21 protein-coding genes and 1 riboswitch are annotated in these 20565 nt (G+C 72.4%); of the genes, 19 read left to right on the top strand and 2 right to left on the bottom strand.

Annotated elements, in window-relative coordinates; translation table 11 throughout:
• The first annotated feature begins 75 nt into the window (after positions 1-75).
• Positions 76-729 carry a TetR/AcrR family transcriptional regulator gene (locus ACQSSQ_RS14475; protein ID WP_431327781.1) on the top strand — a complete coding sequence of 218 codons (654 nt, stop codon included), beginning with the start codon at positions 76-78 and terminating at the stop codon, positions 727-729.
• Positions 730-742: 13 nt separating this feature from the next.
• Here ACQSSQ_RS14475 and ACQSSQ_RS14470 read toward each other — a convergent pair whose 3' ends face one another.
• The gene (locus tag ACQSSQ_RS14470; RefSeq protein WP_431327780.1) at positions 743-2365 is read right to left on the bottom strand and encodes a PucR family transcriptional regulator; all 1623 of its coding nucleotides are present in this window, start codon (positions 2363-2365) and stop codon (positions 743-745) included.
• A 91-nt stretch (positions 2366-2456) separates the two neighbouring features.
• On the opposite strand from ACQSSQ_RS14470, the gene ACQSSQ_RS14465 reads away from it, so the two are divergent.
• The 14 genes from ACQSSQ_RS14465 (at position 2457) to ACQSSQ_RS14400 (ending at position 15873) form a co-directional block, all read left to right on the top strand.
• Positions 2457-3980 carry a CoA-acylating methylmalonate-semialdehyde dehydrogenase gene (locus ACQSSQ_RS14465; RefSeq protein WP_431327779.1) on the top strand — a complete coding sequence of 508 codons (1524 nt, stop codon included), beginning with the start codon at positions 2457-2459 and terminating at the stop codon, positions 3978-3980.
• Between the two features lie 9 nt (positions 3981-3989).
• The gene (locus ACQSSQ_RS14460; RefSeq protein ID WP_431327778.1) at positions 3990-5315 is read left to right on the top strand and encodes an aspartate aminotransferase family protein; all 1326 of its coding nucleotides are present in this window, start codon (positions 3990-3992) and stop codon (positions 5313-5315) included.
• Positions 5302-6747 (top strand): NAD(P)/FAD-dependent oxidoreductase, encoded by a 1446-nt coding sequence (locus ACQSSQ_RS14455; RefSeq protein WP_431327777.1) that lies wholly within the window; start codon positions 5302-5304, stop codon positions 6745-6747. The genes ACQSSQ_RS14460 and ACQSSQ_RS14455 overlap by 14 nt, the downstream gene beginning before the upstream one ends.
• 52 nt (positions 6748-6799) lie before the next feature.
• Complete coding sequence (locus ACQSSQ_RS14450) at positions 6800-7894, top strand: ABC transporter ATP-binding protein (protein ID WP_431327776.1); 1095 nt, start codon at positions 6800-6802, stop codon at positions 7892-7894.
• A complete protein-coding gene (locus tag ACQSSQ_RS14445) occupies positions 7891-9057 on the top strand; it encodes a polyamine ABC transporter substrate-binding protein (RefSeq protein ID WP_431327775.1) in 1167 nt (388 codons plus the stop codon). The genes ACQSSQ_RS14450 and ACQSSQ_RS14445 overlap by 4 nt, the downstream gene beginning before the upstream one ends.
• Positions 9054-9962, top strand: coding sequence for an ABC transporter permease (locus tag ACQSSQ_RS14440; protein WP_431327774.1), 909 nt, complete (start codon positions 9054-9056; stop codon positions 9960-9962). Before ACQSSQ_RS14445 ends, ACQSSQ_RS14440 begins: the two co-directional genes overlap by 4 nt.
• On the top strand, positions 9959-10828 hold the full coding sequence (locus ACQSSQ_RS14435; protein WP_431327773.1) for an ABC transporter permease: 870 nt from the start codon (positions 9959-9961) through the stop codon (positions 10826-10828). Before ACQSSQ_RS14440 ends, ACQSSQ_RS14435 begins: the two co-directional genes overlap by 4 nt.
• Positions 10829-10833: 5 nt before the next feature.
• On the top strand, positions 10834-11178 hold the full coding sequence (locus ACQSSQ_RS14430; RefSeq protein ID WP_431327772.1) for a cupin domain-containing protein: 345 nt from the start codon (positions 10834-10836) through the stop codon (positions 11176-11178).
• Positions 11179-11261: 83 nt separating this feature from the next.
• On the top strand, positions 11262-11981 hold the full coding sequence (locus ACQSSQ_RS14425) for a GDSL-type esterase/lipase family protein (RefSeq protein WP_431327771.1): 720 nt from the start codon (positions 11262-11264) through the stop codon (positions 11979-11981).
• Positions 11982-11991: 10 nt separating this feature from the next.
• Positions 11992-12372 carry an ankyrin repeat domain-containing protein gene (locus ACQSSQ_RS14420; RefSeq protein WP_431327770.1) on the top strand — a complete coding sequence of 127 codons (381 nt, stop codon included), beginning with the start codon at positions 11992-11994 and terminating at the stop codon, positions 12370-12372.
• A gap of 16 nt (positions 12373-12388) precedes the next feature.
• A riboswitch (TPP riboswitch) is annotated at positions 12389-12509 on the top strand.
• Positions 12499-13137: an ECF transporter S component gene (locus tag ACQSSQ_RS14415; protein ID WP_431327769.1), complete on the top strand. Its 639-nt coding sequence runs from the start codon at positions 12499-12501 to the stop codon at positions 13135-13137. (Overlaps the previous riboswitch by 11 nt.)
• Complete coding sequence (locus ACQSSQ_RS14410; protein WP_431327768.1) at positions 13134-14645, top strand: ABC transporter ATP-binding protein; 1512 nt, start codon at positions 13134-13136, stop codon at positions 14643-14645. Before ACQSSQ_RS14415 ends, ACQSSQ_RS14410 begins: the two co-directional genes overlap by 4 nt.
• A complete protein-coding gene (locus ACQSSQ_RS14405; RefSeq protein WP_431327767.1) occupies positions 14642-15331 on the top strand; it encodes an energy-coupling factor transporter transmembrane component T family protein in 690 nt (229 codons plus the stop codon). The genes ACQSSQ_RS14410 and ACQSSQ_RS14405 overlap by 4 nt, the downstream gene beginning before the upstream one ends.
• Positions 15332-15420: 89 nt before the next feature.
• Positions 15421-15873, top strand: a complete 453-nt coding sequence (locus ACQSSQ_RS14400) for a MaoC family dehydratase (protein ID WP_431327766.1) — start codon at positions 15421-15423, stop codon at positions 15871-15873.
• A gap of 21 nt (positions 15874-15894) precedes the next feature.
• On the opposite strand, the gene ACQSSQ_RS14395 is transcribed toward ACQSSQ_RS14400, so the two are convergent.
• A complete protein-coding gene (locus tag ACQSSQ_RS14395; protein WP_431327765.1) occupies positions 15895-16359 on the bottom strand; it encodes a cupin domain-containing protein in 465 nt (154 codons plus the stop codon).
• 169 nt (positions 16360-16528) lie between these two features.
• Here ACQSSQ_RS14395 and dnaK point away from each other — a divergent pair, with 169 nt between their 5' ends.
• From dnaK to ACQSSQ_RS14375, 4 genes are read left to right on the top strand one after another with little or no spacing between them, the layout of a single operon-like run.
• Positions 16529-18376: a molecular chaperone DnaK gene (gene dnaK / locus ACQSSQ_RS14390; protein ID WP_431327764.1), complete on the top strand. Its 1848-nt coding sequence runs from the start codon at positions 16529-16531 to the stop codon at positions 18374-18376.
• Entirely contained in the window at positions 18373-18969 is a 597-nt protein-coding gene (gene grpE / locus ACQSSQ_RS14385) for a nucleotide exchange factor GrpE (RefSeq protein ID WP_431327763.1), read from the top strand. Before dnaK ends, grpE begins: the two co-directional genes overlap by 4 nt.
• Positions 18970-19001: 32 nt before the next feature.
• Positions 19002-20144, top strand: a complete 1143-nt coding sequence (gene dnaJ, locus ACQSSQ_RS14380) for a molecular chaperone DnaJ (RefSeq protein ID WP_431327762.1) — start codon at positions 19002-19004, stop codon at positions 20142-20144.
• Positions 20144-20545, top strand: coding sequence for a heat shock protein transcriptional repressor HspR (locus tag ACQSSQ_RS14375; protein ID WP_431327761.1), 402 nt, complete (start codon positions 20144-20146; stop codon positions 20543-20545). The genes dnaJ and ACQSSQ_RS14375 overlap by 1 nt, the downstream gene beginning before the upstream one ends.
• The last annotated feature ends 20 nt before the right edge of the window (positions 20546-20565 follow it).

Raw genomic sequence — 20565 nt, 5'->3', positions numbered from 1 at the left:
AGCGGTCGCGGAGGTGGTCCGGCGCGCTGGTGCATCTGCTGACCGAGCGGTAAGTAACGGGGGTAGGCTCACGTCATGACGACCCCTGACGCGCCCGGCGTGCCGACGAAGCGACCGCGATCGGCGCGGGTCCCCGCGGACCAGAGGCGTGCCGAGATCCTGGTCGCGGCCCTGGACGTGTTCGGAGCCCGCGGCTACCACAAGGCGGCCCTGTCGGAGATCGCCGAGCGGGTCGGCATCACGCACCAGGGGATCCTGCACCACTTCGGGTCGAAGGACCAGCTGCTCGTCGAGGTGCTGGAGTACCGCGACGCGCTCGACGTCCAGGACTTCGAGAACCACGAGCCCCCGCACGGGCCCGAGCTGATGCGGCACCTCGTCCACACCGCGCGCGCGAACACCCAGCGCGCCGGGCTCGTGCAGTCGTACGCGGTGCTGTCCGCCGAGTCGGTGACCGAGGGGCACCCGGCGCAGGACTCGTTCCGTGACCGGTTCACGCACCTGCGCGGGCTCATCACCCAGGCCCTCAGCGACGCCTGCCCCGACGAGCCGCCCAGCGACGCGGAGCTCGACGCGGCGGCGTCCTCGATCATCGCCGTCATGGACGGCCTGCAGATCCAGTGGCTGCTCGACCCCGAGCACGTCGACATGCCCTACGCGGTCGCGCTCGTCGTCGACGCGCTGCTCGCGCGGCTCGGGTCGCCGTCGCGCACCGACAACACGCTCTAGACACCCCTCCGCCTCAACGGCGCTGGTCGTGCACCATCAGCGCGACCCCGAGGGCGAGGCGGGAGTCGGCGTCGTCGAGGCTGACGCCCAGGATGCGCTCGAGGTGCGCGAGCTTCTTGTAGAGCGCCGGCCGGCTGCGGTGGCTCACGCGCGCGAGCTCGGTCTTGTTGCCGCCCACCGCGAGGTACTGGCGCAGCAGCTCCAGCATCCCGTCCTCGTGGGTGGCCTCGTGGACGAGCAGCCGGTCGAGCTCGGCCTCGGCGAACGCCTGCACGCGCGGGTCGTCGTGGAGCAGCGCCACCAGACCGCGCAGCCGCACGTCGCTGGCCCGGAAGTACGGCTTCTGTCGTCCGGGCGGCATCGCGTGCGCGACCTCCGCGACGTGCTGCGCGTGCCGGAGCGCCGACCCGGCCGCCAGCACCGTGTCGGCGGGGGCGCCGACGCCGACCGCCACCGGGTCGAGGTCGGACTGGCGGTCGCGCTGGGCGTGCAGCGCCTCGGCAAGGGTCGCGACGGCCGTGTCCCCGCCGCGTCCGCCGGTCGCGACGACGGCGGCGACCTCGACCGGCCCGAACGAGCCGAGCAGGACCGGGACGCGGACGTCGCGGCTGGCCTGGGCGACGCGCTCGACCAGGCGTCGCGCGCTGCGGTGCGCGGCCACGGGGTCCGTGCTCGTGCCCGCCCGCGGTGCGGCGCGGACGACCAGCCCGACGTACGGCGGTGCGGCCGGCAGCCCGAGCGCGCGGGCGCGGGCGTCGGCCTCCGCGGCGTCGACCACCCGGGCGTCCGCGAGCTCGGTGAGAAAGCCGCCCTGCGCCTGGTAGGCGATGCCGAAGCGGTCGCTCTCCGCCATCCGTCCCAGCTCGAGCGCCTGCGCGGCACGCTCGAGCACCATCGCGAGACGCTCCTGGTCGGAGGCCGGGTTCACGACCACCAGCCGTCCCCACCGCTGCTGCTGCAGCCCGACCGGAGAGGTCATCCAGCCCTCGGGGCCGGTCACCCCGGTGACGTCGGTGAGGGCGACCAGGCGCGAGCGCTTCTCCCACCCCTGCAGCAGGCCCGCGGCCGGGCGACCCAGGGCGGCGTACGCGACGACGTGCCGCGACAGGTCCTCGAGGACGACCGACGAGCCGGCCAGCTCGGCCGTCGCCTCCACGATCGCCTGCGCGCCCGCGCCCTCGAGGCTGAGCGCGGTGAACCGCTCGTGGACCCGGCGCGCGAAGTCGACCCGCTCGTACTGCTCGGCCACGATCGCGCGGTGGACCTGCTCGGTGATCTCGACGAAGCGGGAGGCCCGGCGCAGGGCGACCACGGGGAACCGGCGCTCGCGTGCCACCGCCAGCGCCGCCTCCGGCACCTCGGGGAACGACTCGCCGACCTCGACCAGGAGTCCGGTCGCGCCCGCGTCGACCAGCTCGCCGACGTACGCTGCCGCGTCCTCGTCGCCGCCGCGCATCGCGAGGCCGGTGGACAGGAGCAGCTCCCCGCCCGTGAGGAGGCCCCGCACCTCGCGGACCTCGCTGACGTGCACCCACCGGACCTGGCGGTCGAGCCGGTCCGCGCCCGCCAGCACGTCCGGCTCGGCGACGCGGAGCGCCTCCGAGGCGAGGACGGCGCGCAGAGTCGGGAGCGGCATGACCGAAGGCTACACTCCGGCACGCGCGACGGATGCTGGGTGACACTTCGTCCGTTGTCGTGAGGCGGGCCGCGGGCTCACCCTCGTACCCATGAGCACTCCGACCCTGATCCCGCACTGGCTCGACGGCGCGCCGTTCCTCGGCAGCTCCGCCGACGGCGCCGCCGGTCGTGCCGGTGACGTCACGAACCCTGCGACCGGCGCCGTGACGGCTCAGGTCGCCTTCGCCGACAACGCCGACGCCGAGCGCGTGATCGGCGCCGCCTCCGCCGCCGCACGGTCGTGGGCGGAGACCTCGATCACCAAGCGCACGCAGATCGTCTTCGCGTTCCGCGAGATCCTCAACGCCCGCAAGGAGGAGCTCGCCGCGATCATCACCTCCGAGCACGGCAAGGTCCTCGACGACGCGCTCGGCGAGGTCACGCGCGGGCTCGAGGTCGTCGAGTTCGCCTGCGGCATCCCGCACCTGCTCAAGGGCGGCTACTCCGAGGGCGTGTCCTCCGGCGTCGACGTCCACTCCAAGCGCCAGCCGCTGGGCGTCGTCGGCATCATCAGCCCGTTCAACTTCCCGGCGATGGTCCCGATGTGGTTCTTCCCCGTCGCCATCGCCGCGGGCAACACGGTCGTCCTCAAGCCCAGCGAGAAGGACCCGTCGGCCGCGATCTGGATCGCCGAGCGCTGGAAGGAGGCCGGCCTGCCCGACGGCGTGTTCAACGTGCTCCAGGGCGACAAGGTCGCCGTCGACGCGCTGCTCGACAGCCCCGACGTCAAGGCCATCAGCTTCGTCGGCTCCACGCCCATCGCCCGTTACGTCTACGAGCGCGCGAGCCAGTCCGGCAAGCGCGTCCAGGCCCTCGGCGGCGCGAAGAACCACATGGTCGTCCTGCCCGACGCCGACCTCGACCTCGCCGCCGACCAGGCCGTCAGCGCGGGCTACGGCTCGGCCGGCGAGCGCTGCATGGCGATCTCGGTCGTCGTGGCCGTCGGCGGTGTCGGGGACGAGCTGGTCGCGAAGATCGCCGACCGCACCCGCACGCTGCGCACCGGCGACGGCACCCAGGGCGCCGACATGGGCCCGCTCGTGACCAAGGTGCACCGCGACAAGGTCGCGTCCTTCGTCGACGCCGGCGAGGAGGCCGGGGCCAAGCTCGTCGTGGACGGGCGCGAGGTCGCGGCCGACGGCGGCGCGGACGGCTTCTGGCTCGGACCGACGCTGTTCGACAACGTCACGCCGGACATGAGCGTCTACACCGAGGAGATCTTCGGGCCCGTGCTCTCGGTCGTGCGCACCGACACCTACGACGAGGCGGTCGCCCTGATCAACGCCAACCCGTACGGCAACGGCGTCGCGCTGTTCACCAGCAACGGCGGGGCGGCGCGCAAGTTCGAGTACGAGGTCGAGGTCGGCATGATCGGCATCAACGTGCCGATCCCGGTCCCGATGGCGTACTACTCCTTCGGCGGCTGGAAGAGCTCGCTCTTCGGCGACAGCCACGCCCACGGCACGGAGGGCGTCCACTTCTTCACCCGTGGAAAGGTGGTCACGTCACGCTGGGGCGACCCGGCCGTGAAGCCCGTGGGCGGGCTCGAGCTCGCCTTCCCGAAGAACAGCTGAGGAGCGCCGATGACCAACCGCACGTACGAGCTCGACCGCGCGCACGTCTTCCACTCGTGGTCGGCGCAGGCCTCGATGAACCCGATGGTCATCGAGAGCGCCGAGGGCAGCTACGTCGTCGACGACCAGGGGCAGCGGTTCCTCGACTTCTCCTCGCAGCTGGTGTTCACCAACATCGGTCACCAGCACCCGCGCGTGGTGAAGGCGATCCAGGACCAGGCAGCGACGCTCTGCACGATCGCACCGCAGCACGCCAACGCGGCGCGCTCGGAGGCGGCCCGCCTGATCGCCGAGCTCGCCCCGGAGGGGATGGACCGCATCTTCTTCACCAACGGCGGTGCCGACGCCGTCGAGCACGCGGTGCGCATGGCGCGGCTGCACACGGGGCGGCGCAAGGTGCTCAGCCGCTACCGCTCGTACCACGGCGGCACCCAGACCGCGGTGAACCTGACCGGTGACCCGCGGCGCTGGGCGAACGACTACGGCGCCGACGGGGTCGTCCACTTCTTCGGGCCGTTCCTCTACCGCTCGGAGTTCCACGCGACGACGGAGGCCGAGGAGTCCGCGCGGGCGCTGGAGCACCTCGAGCACACCATCCGGATGGAGGGCCCGGACACGATCGCGGCCATCATCCTGGAGACGATCCCGGGGACGGCGGGCATCATGCCGCCGCCGCCCGGCTACCTCGAGGGCGTCCGCGAGCTCTGCGACCGCTACGGCATCGTGTGGATCGCCGACGAGGTGATGGCCGGGTTCGGCCGGACGGGTACGTGGTTCGCGCTCGACCTGTACGGCGCCAAGCCGGACCTCATCACCTTCGCCAAGGGCGTCACCTCGGGCTACGTCCCGCTCGGTGGCGTGATCATCTCCGAGCCGATCTACGACACGTTCGCCGAGCGCGTCTACCCCGGGGGTCTCACCTACTCGGGCCACCCGCTCGCCTGCGGCGCTGCCGTGGCGACGATCGAGACGATGAAGGACGAGCGGATCGTCGAGCAGGCGGCGACCCTCGGCACGGAGGTCTTCGGGCCGGGGCTGGCCGAGCTCGCCGAGCGGCACCCGTGCGTCGGCGAGGTCCGCGGCGTGGGGGCGTTCTGGGCGCTCGAGCTGGTCGCCGACCGCGAGACGCGCGAGCCGCTGGCGCCGTACGGCGGGTCCAGCCCGGCGATGAACGAGGTCGTGGCCGCGTGCAAGAAGAACGGGTTGCTCCCGTTCGTGAACTACAACCGCATCCACGTGGTCCCGGCCCTCAACATCACGGTGGACGAGGCACGGTCCGGCCTGGCGATCCTCGACGAGGCGCTGTCGGTCGGCGATGCGCATGCGGCCCGGTAGGGCGTCGCACGCCGGGGAGGGCCGCTCGACCGTCTTCGAGCGCGAGGCGCCGCCGGCGGCACTCGTCGACGCGTCTCTGGAGGGGACGCGCGACGGGTGCTTCTGGCTCGAGGACGTCGGGGACGCGGTCGCGTACCCCGTCCTCGACGGCGCGCACGCGGCTGACCTGCTCGTCGTCGGCGGCGGCTACACGGGCCTGTGGACGGCGGTCAAGGCGAAGGTCCGCAACCCTGCCACCCGTGTGGTGCTGCTGGAGGCGCAGACCGTCGGCTGGGCGGCATCGGGACGCAACGGTGGGTTCTGCGACGCGAGCCTGACGCACGGCGAGGAGAACGGGCGCGCGCGCTGGCCCGACGAGTACGACACCCTCGAGCGGCTCGGGCAGGACAACCTCGAGGCGCTCGCGAAGGCCGTCGAGGCGCTCGGGATCGACTGCGAGCTCGAGCGCACCGGCAGCCTGGACGTCGCCGTGGAGCCGCACCAGGTGGAGTGGCTCCACGAGTCCGGCGGCGAGGTCCTCGACACCGCCGCCGTGCGTGCCGAGGTCAACAGCCCGACGTACCTCGCCGGAGTCTGGCACCGCGACTCCACGGCGATGGTCCACCCGGCGAAGCTCGCGAAGGAGCTCGCCCGGGTCGCGACCGGGCTCGGCGTCGAGATCTTCGAGAACAGCGCCGCGGAGTCGCTGGAGACCGCGGGGCGCACCGGGCCGGTGCTCGTCCGGACGCCGCGCGGGTCGGTCCGCGCCGGCCGCGTCGCGCTCGCGACGAACGTGTTCCCGTCGCTGCTCGCCCGCACCCGGCTGCTCACCGTACCCGTGTACGACTACGCGCTCATGACCGAGCCGTTGTCGGCCGCGCAGCGCGAGGAGATCGGGTGGCGGCACCGTCAGGGCGTCGGCGACATGGCCAACCAGTTCCACTACTACCGGCTGTCGGCCGACGGGCGGATCCTGTTCGGCGGGTACGACGCCGTCTACCACTACGGACGCAAGGTCAGGTCCGCGTACGAGGACCGCCCGGCGACGTACCGGACCCTCGCATCGCACTTCCTCACGACCTTCCCGCAGCTGGAGGGCATCCGGTTCACGCACCGGTGGGCGGGAGCGATCGACACCTCGACGCAGTTCTGCGCGTTCCACGGCCTCGCGAAGCAGGGACGCGTCGCGTACTCGGCCGGCTTCACCGGGCTCGGGGTCGGCGCCACGCACTTCGCCGCCGACGTCATGCTCGACCGGCTCAGCGGCGAGCGGACGCCGCGGACCGAGGTGGAGATGGTGCGCAAGAAGCCCCTGCCGTTCCCGCCGGAGCCGGCCGCGGCGGTCGGGATCAACCTCACGCGGTGGGCGCTCGACCGGGCCGACCACCGCGAGGGACGGCGCAACGCGTGGCTGCGTGCGCTCGACGCAGCCGGGCTCGGGTTCGACTCGTGAGGGGCCCGGCAGGCCCGACCAGCTGACCACCGGGGGAGACGGAAGGTAACGCATGACCACGACCACGGTCTCGCTCCGCGGGATCCGCAAGACCTACGGAGCGGTGACCGCCGTCGACGGGGTCGACCTCGACATCGCCGAAGGGGAGTTCCTCTCCCTGCTCGGGCCGTCCGGCTGCGGCAAGACGACGCTCCTGCGGGTGATCGGCGGGTTCGAGGAGCCCGACGACGGCGACGTCCTCCTCTCCGGGACGTCGGTCGTCGGCGTGCCGCCGAACCGGCGCGCCGTCAACACGGTCTTCCAGGCGTACGCGCTGTTCCCGCACATGACGGTCGCCGAGAACGTCGCGTACGGGCTGCGTCAGCGGCGGGCGGGACAGCCACGCCCGAGCAAGGGCGAGATCGCCGAGCGCGTCCGCGAGGCGCTCGCACTGGTCCGGATGAGCGAGTACGCGGAGCGGCGCCCCAAGAAGCTGTCCGGCGGGCAGCAGCAGCGCGTCGCGCTCGCCCGCGCGATCGTGAACCGCCCCGACGTGCTCCTGCTCGACGAGCCGCTGTCCGCTCTCGACCGCAACCTGCGCGAGCAGATGCAGGTCGAGCTGAAGCTGATCCAGCGCCAGGTCGGCATCACCTTCGTCTTCGTCACCCACGACCAGGCAGAGGCCTTGTCGATGAGCGACCGGATCGTGGTGATGAACGCCGGCCGGATCGAGCAGGTCGGGACGCCGGAGGAGGTGTACGGCGCCCCGGCGACGGCGTTCGTCGCGGGCTTCATCGGCACCCAGAACTTCGCCGACGGCGTCGTGAAGGACGGTGCCGTCGTGGCCGAGGGCGTCACCTTCGCGCCGGAGCCGTCCACGCTCGACGGGGTCGCGGACGGGGTCGCGGCACGGGTCGCGGTGCGCGCCGAGGCGGTGACCGTGACGGCGCAGACGCCGGAGGTCGGTGCGTCCAACGCCGTCGCCGGCACGCTCGCCGGCACGTCGTTCCTCGGCGACGTCGTGCAGCACGTCGTGCTCGCCGAGGACGGACGCGAGGTGCTGGCGCGGACGCCCGCGTCCGCGTCGCGGGCCCTCGCCACGGGGTCGACGGTCTGGGCGACGTGGGAGCCGTCCGCGGTCCACGTCTTCCCGGAGGCGCAGGGATGACGCGCCGGCGCCCGCCCGACACGGTGCGCGTGCTCGCGCCGCGCGCCGAGGCGGGACGGATCAGCAGGCGCGCGCTGCTCGGGGGCTTCGCGGCGATCGGGACCGCGACGCTGCTCGGCTGCGGTGGCAGCCGCACGATGGCGAGCACCGCGAAGCCCGACGGCGCGCTCGAGGACCGCCTCAACGTCTACTCGTGGGGCGACTACGAGAGCCCGGACAACATCCGCGCGTTCCGCGACGCCCACGACATCACCGTCCAGGTCGACAGCTTCGCCTCCAACGAGGAGATGATCGCCAAGATCGGCGCGAGCCGCGGGACCAGCGGGTACGACGTGCTCGTCCCGTCCGGCCAGTTCGTCCCGATGATGGTGGCGAACGACCTCCTGTCTCCGCTGGACCACAGCCTGGTGCCCAACATCGCCCATCTCGAGAAGGCGTTCACCAACCAGCCCTGGGACCCGGGCAACACCCACGCGGTCCCGAAGGCCTGGGGGACGACCGGCTTCGCGTACGACACGACCAAGATCGACGGGAGTCCCCGCTCCTGGCGCGACTTCCTCGACGTGGCCGCCGGCCAGGCGAGCGGCTCCGTGTCGCTCCTCGACGACCCGTGGGAGGTGTCGTCGATCTACTTCGGCGCGGAGGGGATCGACCCGAACACGACCGACCCGAAGGCGCTCGACGCGGCGGAGGGGTACCTGACGACCGAGCTCGCCCCGCACGTGCGCGCATTCAACTCGGCACCGACGCAGAGCATCGTCCAGAACGAGCTCGCGCTGCTGCAGATGTACAACGGCGACGCGCGGCTCGCCTTCACCGAGTCCGACGAGCCCGACCGGTGGCGCTTCGTCTACCCGACGCCGACCGCGAACCTGTGGGTCGACACCTGGGCGATCGCGCGCGGCGCGCAGCACGTCGACGCCGCCCACGCGTTCATCGACTTCATGCTCGACCCCGAGACCGCCATCGGCGAGGTGGACTGGAACGGCTACCCGACCGGGATCACCGGCCAGCGGGCGCTCGCCGAGGAGTGGGAGCTGGAGATGCTCGACCTGATCTTCCCTCCGGACGACGTGGTCTCGCGGCTCACGCCGGCCGAGCTGACCGACGCGCAGGACCGCCTGACCGCGATCCTCGAGCAGGTCCAGGCGAAGGCGGGGTGACGGCGTTGTCCCGACTCCGTCCCCGCGCGACCAGCGCCTGGCTCTCCTTTCCGGTGTGGGCATGGCTGGCGTTCTTCGTGTTCACGCCGCTCGCTCTCGTCGTCTGGTACTCCTTCGGCTACAAGCCCGACCTCTTCACCGCGGTCTCGACCGACCAGCTCTCGTTCGACCGGTACGGCGAGGTGCTCGACGGCGTCTTCATGTCGACCTTCTGGGCGACGCTGCGGATCGCCGGGACCGGCACGCTGCTGTGCCTGCTTCTGGGCGTCCCGTTCGCGTACTGGATGGCGGTCAAGGTCGACCCGCGATGGCGCCCGCTCCTGCTGGCGCTCGTGCTCGTGCCGTTCTGGACGAACTTCCTGGTCCGGACCCTCGGCTGGCAGATCATCCTGTCGCCGAACGGCATGGCCTCGGACGCGCTCCAGTGGCTCGGCGTCCTGAACGGACCGCTCGACGTCCTCTACACACGCGGGGCGGTCCAGCTCGGCGTCGTCTACAACTACCTGCCGCTGATGATCCTGCCGCTCTACGTCGTGTTCGAGCGGCTCGACCCGAGCCAGCGGGAGGCGAGCCGCGACCTCGGGGCCGGACGGTGGAGGACGTTCTTCTCGGTCACCGTCCCCGACGCGCTCCCCGGGATCGCGTCGGGATGCCTCCTGGTGTTCATCCCGCTGATGGGCGACTACCTCACGGCATCGGTGCTCGGCGGTGCGCGCGGGACGATGATCGGCCAGGTCGTCGCACGCCAGTTCACCTCGGCCCAGAACTGGGCGCTCGGGGCGGCGATGGCGGTGACGCTGATGGCGTTCGTGCTCCTGACGGTCGTGCTCGCCGCAGCGGTGTTCCTCCTCGTCCGGACGATCGTCCGACGAGCCCGCCACCTGGACCTGGAGGTGACGCCGTGAGCACCGTCCGTCGTACGCGGCAGCGCCGCGATCCCGTGAACGTCGCGCTCGCGGTGCTGGGCGTGCTCGTCTTCGTGTTCCTCTTCCTGCCGATCCTGGTGATCGTCGTCTACTCGTTCAACACCGGGCGGCTGCTCGGGGCGTGGGACAGCTTCGGGTTCGACGCGTACACGCGGGCCTGGAACAACCCCGTCATCGGTGACGCCGTCCGTACGTCGCTGGTCGCGGGCGTACTCGCGTCGCTGGTGTCCACCGTGCTCGGGACGGTCGGCGGCGTCGCGCTCGCCCGAGCCCGTCCCGGCGCACGCTGGGCGGCGCTGCTGACGGCGCTGCTCGCGGTCACGCTGATCACGCCGGAGGTCATCGACGGCATCTCGATCCTGCCGTGGCTCGTCACGCTGGGGACCGACGGCGGCGTCGCGGTCGTCAACAACGGCATGGTGCGGCTCGTGATCGTGCACACGTCGCTCGCGCTCGCGGTGGTCACGTTCATCGTGCGGGCGCGGATGCGGGGCATGGACGAGCAGATCGAGGAGGCGGCGGCCGACCTGTACGCGACCCCGTGGAACAGGTTCCGTCAGGTCACGCTGCCGCTGGCGTGGCCGGGCATCTTCGCCGGCGCCCTGATGGCGTTCACGCTCAGCCTCGACAACACCATCGTGGCGTCGTTCGTCCAGGTGCCGGGCTACACGCCGTGGCCGGTCTACGTCTTCGGCTCGCTCAAGGTCGGCCTGCGCCCGGAGATTGCCGCGGTGTCGACGGTGCTGCTCCTCCTGACGCTGGCCGCGCTCGCCGTGGTGTGGGCGGTGCTCCGGCGCTCCGGCGACGACAACGCCGCCGTCGCCTCGACCTTCACGGGCGGGTGAGACCGGTGACGCGCGCACAGGACAGGCTGCTGTCGGGCGACGTCGGCACGCACCCGCTCGACGCGGGCGAGCTCGACCCGGCGGACGTCGTGGCCGGGACACCGTCGGTCGCATCCCGCACGCTCTCGACCCTCGGCGACACCGAGGTCGGCCTCTGGGAGATCACCACGGGGACCGTGCGCGACACCGAGGTGGACGAGGTGTTCGTGGTGCTCTCCGGCGACGCGACGGTGCGGTTCGACGACGGCAGCACGCTCGTCCTCGGTCCGGGCGTCGCCGTGCGCCTGCACGCGGGCGACCGGACGGTGTGGGAGGTCCGCGAGACGCTCCGGAAGGTCTACGTGGCGTAGCCCTGCGTCACGAATCGGCATCGGACGGGACGATTCCTCCGAATTCGTTCGTACGGCGCGCGTCTGCGGGCGACCATGGTCCGGTGAGGATCCCAGGGGCGCCCCGGCTGCGCGTGCTCGACACGCGTCGGCGTACCCGTCTCGCCGCGGCGCTGGTCCTCGCGCTGGTCGCCGTCGCGCTCGTCGTCGAGATCGGTGGCGACGCGAGCGGCGCCGAGGGAGAGCGCTGCGCGAGCTTCGCCGCCGCGTCGCAGGCGCGCCGTGCCGCACCGGTCGCGAAGACCGGGCAGGACCTCGTCGTGATCGGCGACTCGTGGGCCGCCGGCCTCGGGCTCGACGACCCCGGCCGCTCGTGGACGTCGCGGCTGGACGGTCGCGTCCACGTCGACGCGTTCTCCGGCTCCGGCTTCAGCCGGCACGCGAGCCCGTGCTCCGGCGCGTGGTTCGCCGCGCGGGCGCCGCGGGCGGTGGCGGCAGGTGCCGACCTCGTGCTCGTGGAGGGCGGCCTCAACGACGTGGACCAGTCCGACGCCGCGCTGCGGGCCGGGTTCGCCCGGGTGATGCGCGCGGTCCAAGGGCCGCCGGTCGTCGTGGTCGGACCGGCCGCCGCGCCGGCTCGCGAGGCGGGCGCCCGGCGGGTGGACGCCGTGCTGGCCACCCTGGCGAGCGAGGCCGGCGCCGCGTACGTCTCGACCGTCGGGCTCGACCTCGACTACCTCGAGGACGGACTGCACCTCACCCTCGACGGCCACCGCGAGCTCGGTGACTTCGTGGCCCGGAGCCTGGCGGAGCTGGCCGGGTAAGGTCACCCTCATGAGCGAGAGCCAGCCCGATCCCGAGGCCGTCGCGCCCGAGCAACGGCTGTTCGACATGGCGCGCGACGGCGACGCCGACACGTTGATGGCCCAGGTCGAGGCGGGGGTCCCGGTCGACCTCACCGACGACGCCGGCAACACGCTCCTCCTGCTCGCCGCCTACCACGGTCACGCCGACATCGTGCAGCGCCTCGTGGACGCCGGGGCCGACCCGAACCGGCTCAACGACCGCGGGCAGGGCGCGCTGGCGGGGGCGATCTTCAAGGCCGAGGAGCTCGTGGTCTCGGTGCTCCTCGGCGCCGGTGCCGACCCCGACATCGGGACGCCGTCCGCGCGGGCCACCGCAGCGATGTTCGGGCGGGAGAGCCTGCTCACCTGACGGCGGGATAGAGTCGGGAGAACGACAGGGGAGCGCACGGTGCCGGACGGCACAGCGCGCTGAGAGTGCGGAAGAGCCGCAGACCCTCCGAACCTGCTCCGGTTAGCACCGGCGAAGGGAGTCATCATGGCTGCTGCCATCCGTCCAACCACGTCCACGACCCGCTACCGCACCATCGACCTCGTCACGGTGGCGATGCTCGGCGTCGCGATCGGCGTCGTCTTCTGGGGCTGGAACCAGCTCTTCGCCGTGGTCAGCGGCACGGCGCTGTTCACGTTCCCCCCGAGCGCCGGCCTGATCTCCGGCGTCTGGCTGATCGGCGGGGTCGTGGGCGGCCTCGTCGTCCGCAAGCCGGGGGCCGCCCTGGGCACCGAGCTCGTCGCCGCCGTCGTGTCCGCCCTGCTGGGCAACCAGTGGGGGATGTCGGTCGTCGTCTCGGGGCTCATCCAGGGCGCCGGGGCCGAGCTCGTGTTCGCGCTGCTGCTCTACCGGCGGTGGGGCGTCGTCGCGGCCGCGGCGGCCGGTGCGCTCGCCGGGGCGGCGGAGGCCGTCTACGAGTGGTTCGCCTACTACGCGGACTGGTCGTTCGGCTACCAGCTCGTCTACCTCGCGTTCTACGTCGTGTCCGGTGCCGTCGTGGCCGGGGCCGGCGGCTGGGCCCTCGTCCGGGGGCTCGCGTCGACCGGCGCGCTCGACGCGTTCGGACCCGGGCGCGAGCACCACGACCGTGCGGCGTCGCCCTCGCGCGACGCCTCGCGGGCGTGACCGGCTCCTTCACCCTCCGAGGCTTCGGCTGGCGCCCGCTCGGACGTCGTGAGCCCGTCGTTGCCGGGCTCGACCTGCGCGTCGAGCCCGGCGAGCGCGTGCTGCTCGCGGGACCGTCCGGCGCGGGCAAGTCGACGGTTCTCCGCGCCGCCGCCGGCGTGCTCGCCTCGACCGGAGACGGCGACGTGCTCGGCGAGGTGTGGGCCGAGGGACGGGTCGGGCTGCTCCTGCAGAACCCGGGCGACGCGGTCGTCGCCGAGCGGGTCGGGCGCGACGTCGCCTTCGGGCTGGAGAACGCGCACGTCCCGCGGGAGGAGATCTGGCCCCGCGTGCGCGAGGCGCTGGACGCCGTGCGCCTCCCGTACGGCACCGGCCACGCGACGTCGGCGCTCTCCGGTGGCGAGCTGCAGCGGCTCGCCCTTGCCGGCGTGGTCGCGTCGCGGGCCGACCTGCTCCTCCTCGACGAGCCGACGTCGATGCTCGACGACGTCAACGCCGACGCGGTCCGCCGGTGCGTGGCCGACGTCGTCGCCGCGACCGGAGCGACGCTGGTCGTCGTCGAGCACCGGCTCGAGCCGTGGCTCGCCCACGTCGACCGCGTCGTCGTGCTCGGGCGCGACGGGGCGGTGGTGGCCGACACCGACCCCGCGAAGTTCGTCCGCGCGCTGAGCGGCGAGCTCACGGCTGCCGGGGTCTGGATGCCGGGGGTGAAGGCCCCCGAGCCGGTCGAGCCGCCCGAGGCGCTGGTGCAGCCCGACGGTCCGGCTCCGCAGCTGGACGCGGTCGCGCTCAGCGTCGACCTGCGGCGCAGCGACATCCGCGGAGCCACCGTGAGCCCGGCGCTGCGCGACGTGGAGGCGTCGCTGGTCCCGCACGAGGTCACGCTCCTCGGCGGTCCGAGCGGTGCGGGGAAGTCGACGCTGCTCGCGGCATTTGGTGGGCTGCGGCGTCCGACCGCAGGCGAGGTCGCGATCACGGGCGACCACGGGGACCGACGATTCCGCGGCTCCGGGCGCCGCCGAAGGCGTGGGGCGGCGAATCGTGTGTCGATGTGGTCGCTGCGCTCGCGCGAGCTCGCCCCGCTGCTCGGGTGGGTCCCCCAGAACCCCGAGCACGGGTTCCTCACCACGCGGGTCCGGGACGAGGTCGCGGCGACGGCGCACCGTGTCGGCGCGACGGTCGACGTCGACGCGGTGCTCGCGCACCTCGGGCTGGACCACCTCGCCGACGCGAACCCGTACCGGCTCTCCGGCGGCGAGCAGCGACGGCTCGCGCTCGGCGCGGCGCTCGCGCACCGGCCTCCCGTGCTGCTGCTCGACGAGCCGACGGTCGGTCAGGACCGGGGGACCTGGGCGGCGGTCGCCGGGTGGATGCGGGCGGCCGCGCGGGCCGGAGCCACCGTCGCCGCCGCGAGCCACGACGACGACCTGGCCGCGCTCGCCGACCGCGTCGTCCGTCTCGACGGCGGACGCGTCGCCGTAGCCGCGCCTGCCGAGGAGCCGCGATGAGGCGGATCGTCCCGGACGCGAACCCGCTGGTCCTCCTCGCCGTCGGGACCCTGGCCATCGTCGCGTCGCTCGCGGTCGACGACCTGCGGACGGCCGCGGTCGCCCTCGGGGCGTACGCGGTGGCGGGCGCGCTGCTCCTCCCGTCGGCCCGGTCCGCGATCGCCCGCTTCGCCGCGATCGCGGTGGCGTCGGTGTCCCTGGTCTGGTCGACCTGGTGGCTCGGCGGGCGCGACGTCGAGGTGGCGCTGACCGCCGGGCTCCGCATCATCGTGCTCGCGCTGCCGGGAGCGGTGCTGGCGGCGTACGTCGACCCGTCGCGCCTCGCCGACCAGCTCGGCCAGCGCCTGCGGCTGCCCGCCCGCCCGGTGGTGGCCTTCGCGGCGGCGATGCAGAGGTTCGGCGCGCTGAAGGAGACCTGGGGTCAGCTCGACCGGACGCGTCGGGCGCGTGGGTTCGGCCCGACCCGCAACCCGGTCTCGCGGTTGCGCCACGCGGTCTCGTTGGCGTTCGCCCTGCTCGTCTCGGCGCTGCGGGACGCGGCGCGGATGTCGGTGGCCATGGACGCGCGCGGGTTCGCCGACGCCCGGACGCGCACGTGGGCCGAGCCGGCCCCCTGGTCGCGCGCCGACTCGGCGCTGCTCCTGCTCGGTGTCCTTCTCGCGCTGGTGCCCTGGCTGGTCCGCTGAGCGCCGACGCGAAGGGGGTGTGCCGACCGTCACGTCGCGTCCTCTAGGATCGGCTCCAGTAAGCGATCGCTTAGTGCGGAGGGATCCGGATGCGCGTCTTCAAGAACCTGGCCGAGCTCACGTCCTGCGTGGGGGAGGAGCTGGGCGTCAGCGACTGGCACGAGGTCACCCAGGAGCAGGTGAACCTCTTCGCGGAGGCGACCGGCGACCACCAGTGGATCCACGTCGACCCCGAGAAGGCGGCGCAGGGTCCGTTCGGCCGGACGATCGCGCACGGCTACCTGACCGTCTCGCTGATCCCGATGCTGTCGGCGGAGACCTACAAGGTCGAGGGCGTCAAGATGGGCGTCAACTACGGCTCCGACAAGGTGCGCTTCCCCGCCCCGCTCCCCGTCGGATCGAAGGTCCGCGGCCGCGCCACCCTCGTCGAGGTCGCGCCCGCAGCCTTCGGCCAGCGCGTCACGGTCGACTTCACCCTCGAGGCCGAGGGTGTCGACAAGCCGGTGTGCGTCGCGCGCACCCTCGCGATCTTCGCGGAGTAGCAGCCTCCGCCGCGACGTCCGTCAGGCCAGACGGAAGTCCGCGAAGTCGAAGCCGGGCGAGACCAGGCACGACACCACCGCCGTACGGTCGCCGGGGACCGTGCGCTGCCACGTGCCCGCAGGCACGACGACCTGCAGCGCCTCGCCGGCGGCCGTGCCCGGGCCGACGACCGCGCGCGTGACGGCGTCGTCGGCCGCAGGCTGCTCGGCGGTGCCTCCGAGCTCGAGCACGACCGGTGCGCCCTCGTTGTGGATCCAGACCTCGTCCGAGGCGACCACGTGCCACGCCGACGACTCGCCCGGCGGAAGGCAGAAGACGATCAGCGTCGCGGTGGGACGGACCCGCCCGTGGGGCAGCGTGACGCTGACCGGCGACGCCCACGTCTGCCGGAACCACCCGCCCTCGGGGTGGGGCTCCAGGGCGTACCGGTCGGCCTCGGGCGGCCGCGACGGCGTGGTCGGCTGCGGTCGTTCGGGTTCGGTCATGGAGATCACCCTGCCCCACTGTGGCGCCCCGAGTCCTCCGCGCTACGGTGGGAATGAAGCCGCGCTCACATAAGTTGATAGGATCAGACTCAACTAACGGAGTGCTGCAAACGGCGGGCGCGCGTTCGATCCAGGACGTGCCCGCCCCACGATCCATCAGGAGGAACTCATGGCCCGTGCGGTCGGAATCGATCTCGGCACGACCAACTCTGTCGTCGCCGTGCTGGAAGGTGGAGAACCCACCGTCATCGCGAACGCCGAGGGTGCGCGCACGACCCCGTCCGTGGTCGCCTTCGCCAAGAACGGCGAGGTGCTGACCGGCGAGGTCGCCAAGCGCCAGGGTGTCACCAACGTCGACCGGACGATCCGTTCGGTCAAGCGTCACATGGGCACCGACTGGTCGGTGAAGATCGACGACAAGACCTTCACCCCCCAGCAGATCTCCGCGTTCGTCCTGCAGAAGCTCAAGCGTGACGCCGAGGCGTACCTGGGCGAGCCGGTCACCGACGCGGTGATCACCGTCCCCGCGTACTTCAACGACGCCCAGCGTCAGGCCACCAAGGAGGCGGGCGAGATCGCCGGCCTCAACGTGAGCCGCATCATCAACGAGCCGACCGCGGCTGCGCTCGCGTACGGGCTCGACAAGGGCGACGACCAGACCATCCTCGTGTTCGACCTCGGCGGCGGCACCTTCGACGTGTCCCTGCTCGAGATCGGCGACGGGGTCATCGAGGTCAAGGCGACCAGCGGTGACAACCACCTCGGTGGTGACGACTGGGACCAGAAGGTCGTCGACTGGATCGTCGACAAGTTCAAGGCGAGCACCGGCCTCGACCTCACCAAGGACAAGATGGCGATGCCGCGTGTCCGTGAGGCCGCCGAGCGCGCCAAGATCGAGCTCTCCAGCTCGCAGTCGACGTCGATCAACCTCCCCTACATCACCGTCGACGCCGAGAAGAACCCCGTGTTCCTCGACGAGACGCTGAGCCGTGCGGAGTTCCAGAAGATCACCGCCGACCTGCTGCAGCGGACCCGCGCGCCGTTCGAGCACGTGATCAAGGACGCCAACATCAAGGTCGCCGACATCGACCACGTCGTCCTCGTCGGTGGCTCGACCCGCATGCCGGCCGTCTCCGACCTGGTGCGCGAGCTGCTCGGGGGCAAGGAGCCCAACAAGGGCGTCAACCCGGACGAGGTCGTCGCCGTCGGCGCGAGCCTGCAGGCCGGTGTCCTCAAGGGCGAGGTCAAGGACGTGCTGCTCCTCGACGTCACCCCGCTGAGCCTCGGCATCGAGACCAAGGGCGGCGTGATGACGCGCCTCATCGAGCGCAACACGACGATCCCGACCAAGCGCTCGGAGGTCTTCACGACTGCTGACGACAACCAGCCGTCGGTCGCGATCCAGGTCTACCAGGGCGAGCGCGAGATGGCGGCGCACAACCAGATGCTCGGCACGTTCGAGCTGACGGGCATCGCGCCGGCCCCGCGCGGCGTGCCGCAGATCGAGGTCACCTTCGACATCGACGCCAACGGCATCGTCAACGTCTCCGCCAAGGACCGGGGCACCGGCAAGGAGCAGTCGATGACGATCACCGGCGGGTCGGCCCTCTCCAAGGACGACATCGACCGCATGGTCCGTGACGCCGAGCAGTACGCCGAGGAGGACCGCAAGGCCAAGGAGGCCGTGGAGGTCCGCAACCAGGGCGAGACCCTGGTGCACTCGACGGAGAAGTTCGTCGCCGAGAACGCCGACAAGATCGCCGACGACGTCAAGTCCGAGGTCCAGGCCGACGTCGACGCGCTCAAGGAGTCGCTGAACGGCGACGACATCGACGCCATCAAGGCCGCGATCGCCAAGCTCGGCGAGTCGAGCCAGAAGATGGGCACGGCGATGTACGAGGCCGCGGCGGCGCAGAACGCCGCGTCCGGCTCGGGTGCCGGCGAGGGTCAGGCCCAGGCCGAGGACGACGACGTCGTCGAGGCCGAGATCGTCGACGACGAGGGTGAGAACAAGTGACGTCGGACCACGACATCACGCCTGAGGCGCAGGCCGAGGGGTCGGAGCAGGAGACTGCTCCGGCCCCCGAGGCCGAGGCCCAGGAGGCGGAGCGGGCCGAGGGCGACCTCGCCCGCCAGCTCGCCGAGCGCACCGCCGACCTGCAGCGCCTCCAGGCCGAGTACGTCAACTACAAGCGGCGGGTCGACCGCGACCGCGAGGTGCAGCGGGTCAACGCGACCGCGTCGGTGCTCGCGTCGTTCCTCCCGGTCCTCGACGACATCGGGCGGGCGCGCGACCACGGCGAGCTCGAGGGCGGCTTCAAGGCCGTCGCCGACTCGCTGGTGCAGGCGACGAGCGCCCACGGGCTGGAGCCGTTCGGCAAGCACGGCGACGTGTTCGACCCGGTGCTCCACGAGGCGCTGATGCACCGCCTCGACGCCGACGCCCCCGAGGGTGAGCCGACCGTCGACGCGATCATGCAGGTCGGCTACCGCATCGGTGACAAGGTGCTGCGCCCGGCGCGCGTCGCCGTCGTCGAGCACGACGACACCCCGGTCGAGACGGCCGAGGTGGAGTCCGACGAGGGCGCGTCGGAGCCGGCGCCCGAGTGACCCGTACGAACGACGTGTGAGGAGGTGGTCTCGTGAACAACGAGTGGTTCGAGAAGGACTTCTACAAGATCCTGGGAGTCTCGAAGGACGCGAGCGCGTCCGACATCAAGAAGGCGTACCGCAAGCTCGCCCGGGACCACCACCCCGACGCGAAGCCCGGTGACAAGGCTGCCGAGGAGAAGTTCAAGGAGATCTCCGAGGCGTACGCCGTGCTCTCCCACGCGGACAAGCGCAAGGAGTACGACGAGCAGCGGGCGATGTTCTCCTCCGGCGGCGGGTTCGGCGGCTTCGGCCGCCAGGGCTCCGGCGGTGGGTTCGGCTACCCGGGCGGCACCACGACGACGGGCGGGTTCGACTTCTCCGACCTGCTCGGCGGGATGTTCGGGGGCGGCTCGCGCACGCGGTCCGCGCCCGCACGACGCGGTGCCGACGTCGAGTCGGAGGCGACGCTGTCGTTCGACGACGCGATCTCCGGCGTCACGGTGCCGCTGCGCACGACGAGCGACGAGCCGTGCCCGACGTGCCACGGCACCGGCGCCAAGGCCGGGACCGTGCCGCGGGTCTGCCCCAACTGCGAGGGCAGCGGCATGCAGACCAGCGCGTCGGGCGGCCTGTTCGCGATGACCGAGCCGTGCGACGTCTGCCGCGGTCGCGGGCTCGTGGTCGACGACCCGTGCGGCACCTGCCACGGGTCGGGGCGCGCCACGTCGTCGCGCACCATGCAGGTCCGCATCCCCGCGGGCGTCAAGGACGGGCAGCGCATCCGCCTGAAGGGCAAGGGCGCGAAGGGCGAGAACGGTGGCCCGAGCGGCGACCTCCTCGTCACCGTCCACGTCCAGCCCCACCGGGTGTTCGGACGCAAGGGCGACAACCTGACGATCACGGTGCCGGTCGCCTTCGACGAGGCTGCCCTCGGTGCGGAGATCGCGGTGCCGACGCTCAACGGTGCGCCGGTCCGCATCAAGGTGCCGGCGGGCACGCCCAACGGCCGCACGTTCCGCGCCCGTGGCAAGGGCGCGCCCCGCAAGGACGGCACCAAGGCCGACCTGCTCGTGACGGTCGAGGTCCAGGTGCCGTCGGCCCTGACCGAGGACGCGCGGGCCGCGGTCGAGTCGTTCCGGACCGCCCGCGACGGCGACGACCCGCGAGCGACGCTGTTCTCCGGAGGTGCGTGATGAACCGCTCGGAGGGTGACTTCGTCCCGCCGGGCCCGGAGGCCAAGGTCTTCGTGATCAGCGTGGCCGCCGAGCTCTCGGGGCTGCACCCGCAGACGCTGCGGACGTACGACCGGCTCGGGCTGGTCAGCCCGGCCCGGACCGGGGGTGGCGGGCGTCGCTACTCGCTGCGCGACATCGAGCTGCTGCGCTCGGTCGCCCAGCTCACCGCCGAGGGGCTCGGGCTCGAGGGCGTCAAGCGCGTCCTCGAGCTCGAGAACCAGGTGCTGGCGCTGCAGGCGCGTGTCGTCGAGCTCGAGGCCGAGCTCGAGGCGCGCGACGTCGCCGTCCCGAAGGTGCGCAACCTGCCGGTGCGGTTCACCGACGCCCAGGCGTTCGTGATCCGGCGCACGCGGCGCTGACCCGGCGATTCTGCGTCACC

It is taken from the genome of Mumia spirodelae (genome assembly GCF_050632745.1).
Taxonomy (GTDB): Bacteria; Actinomycetota; Actinomycetes; order Propionibacteriales; family Nocardioidaceae; genus Mumia.
This window is presented reverse-complemented; position numbering and strand designations above follow the sequence as displayed.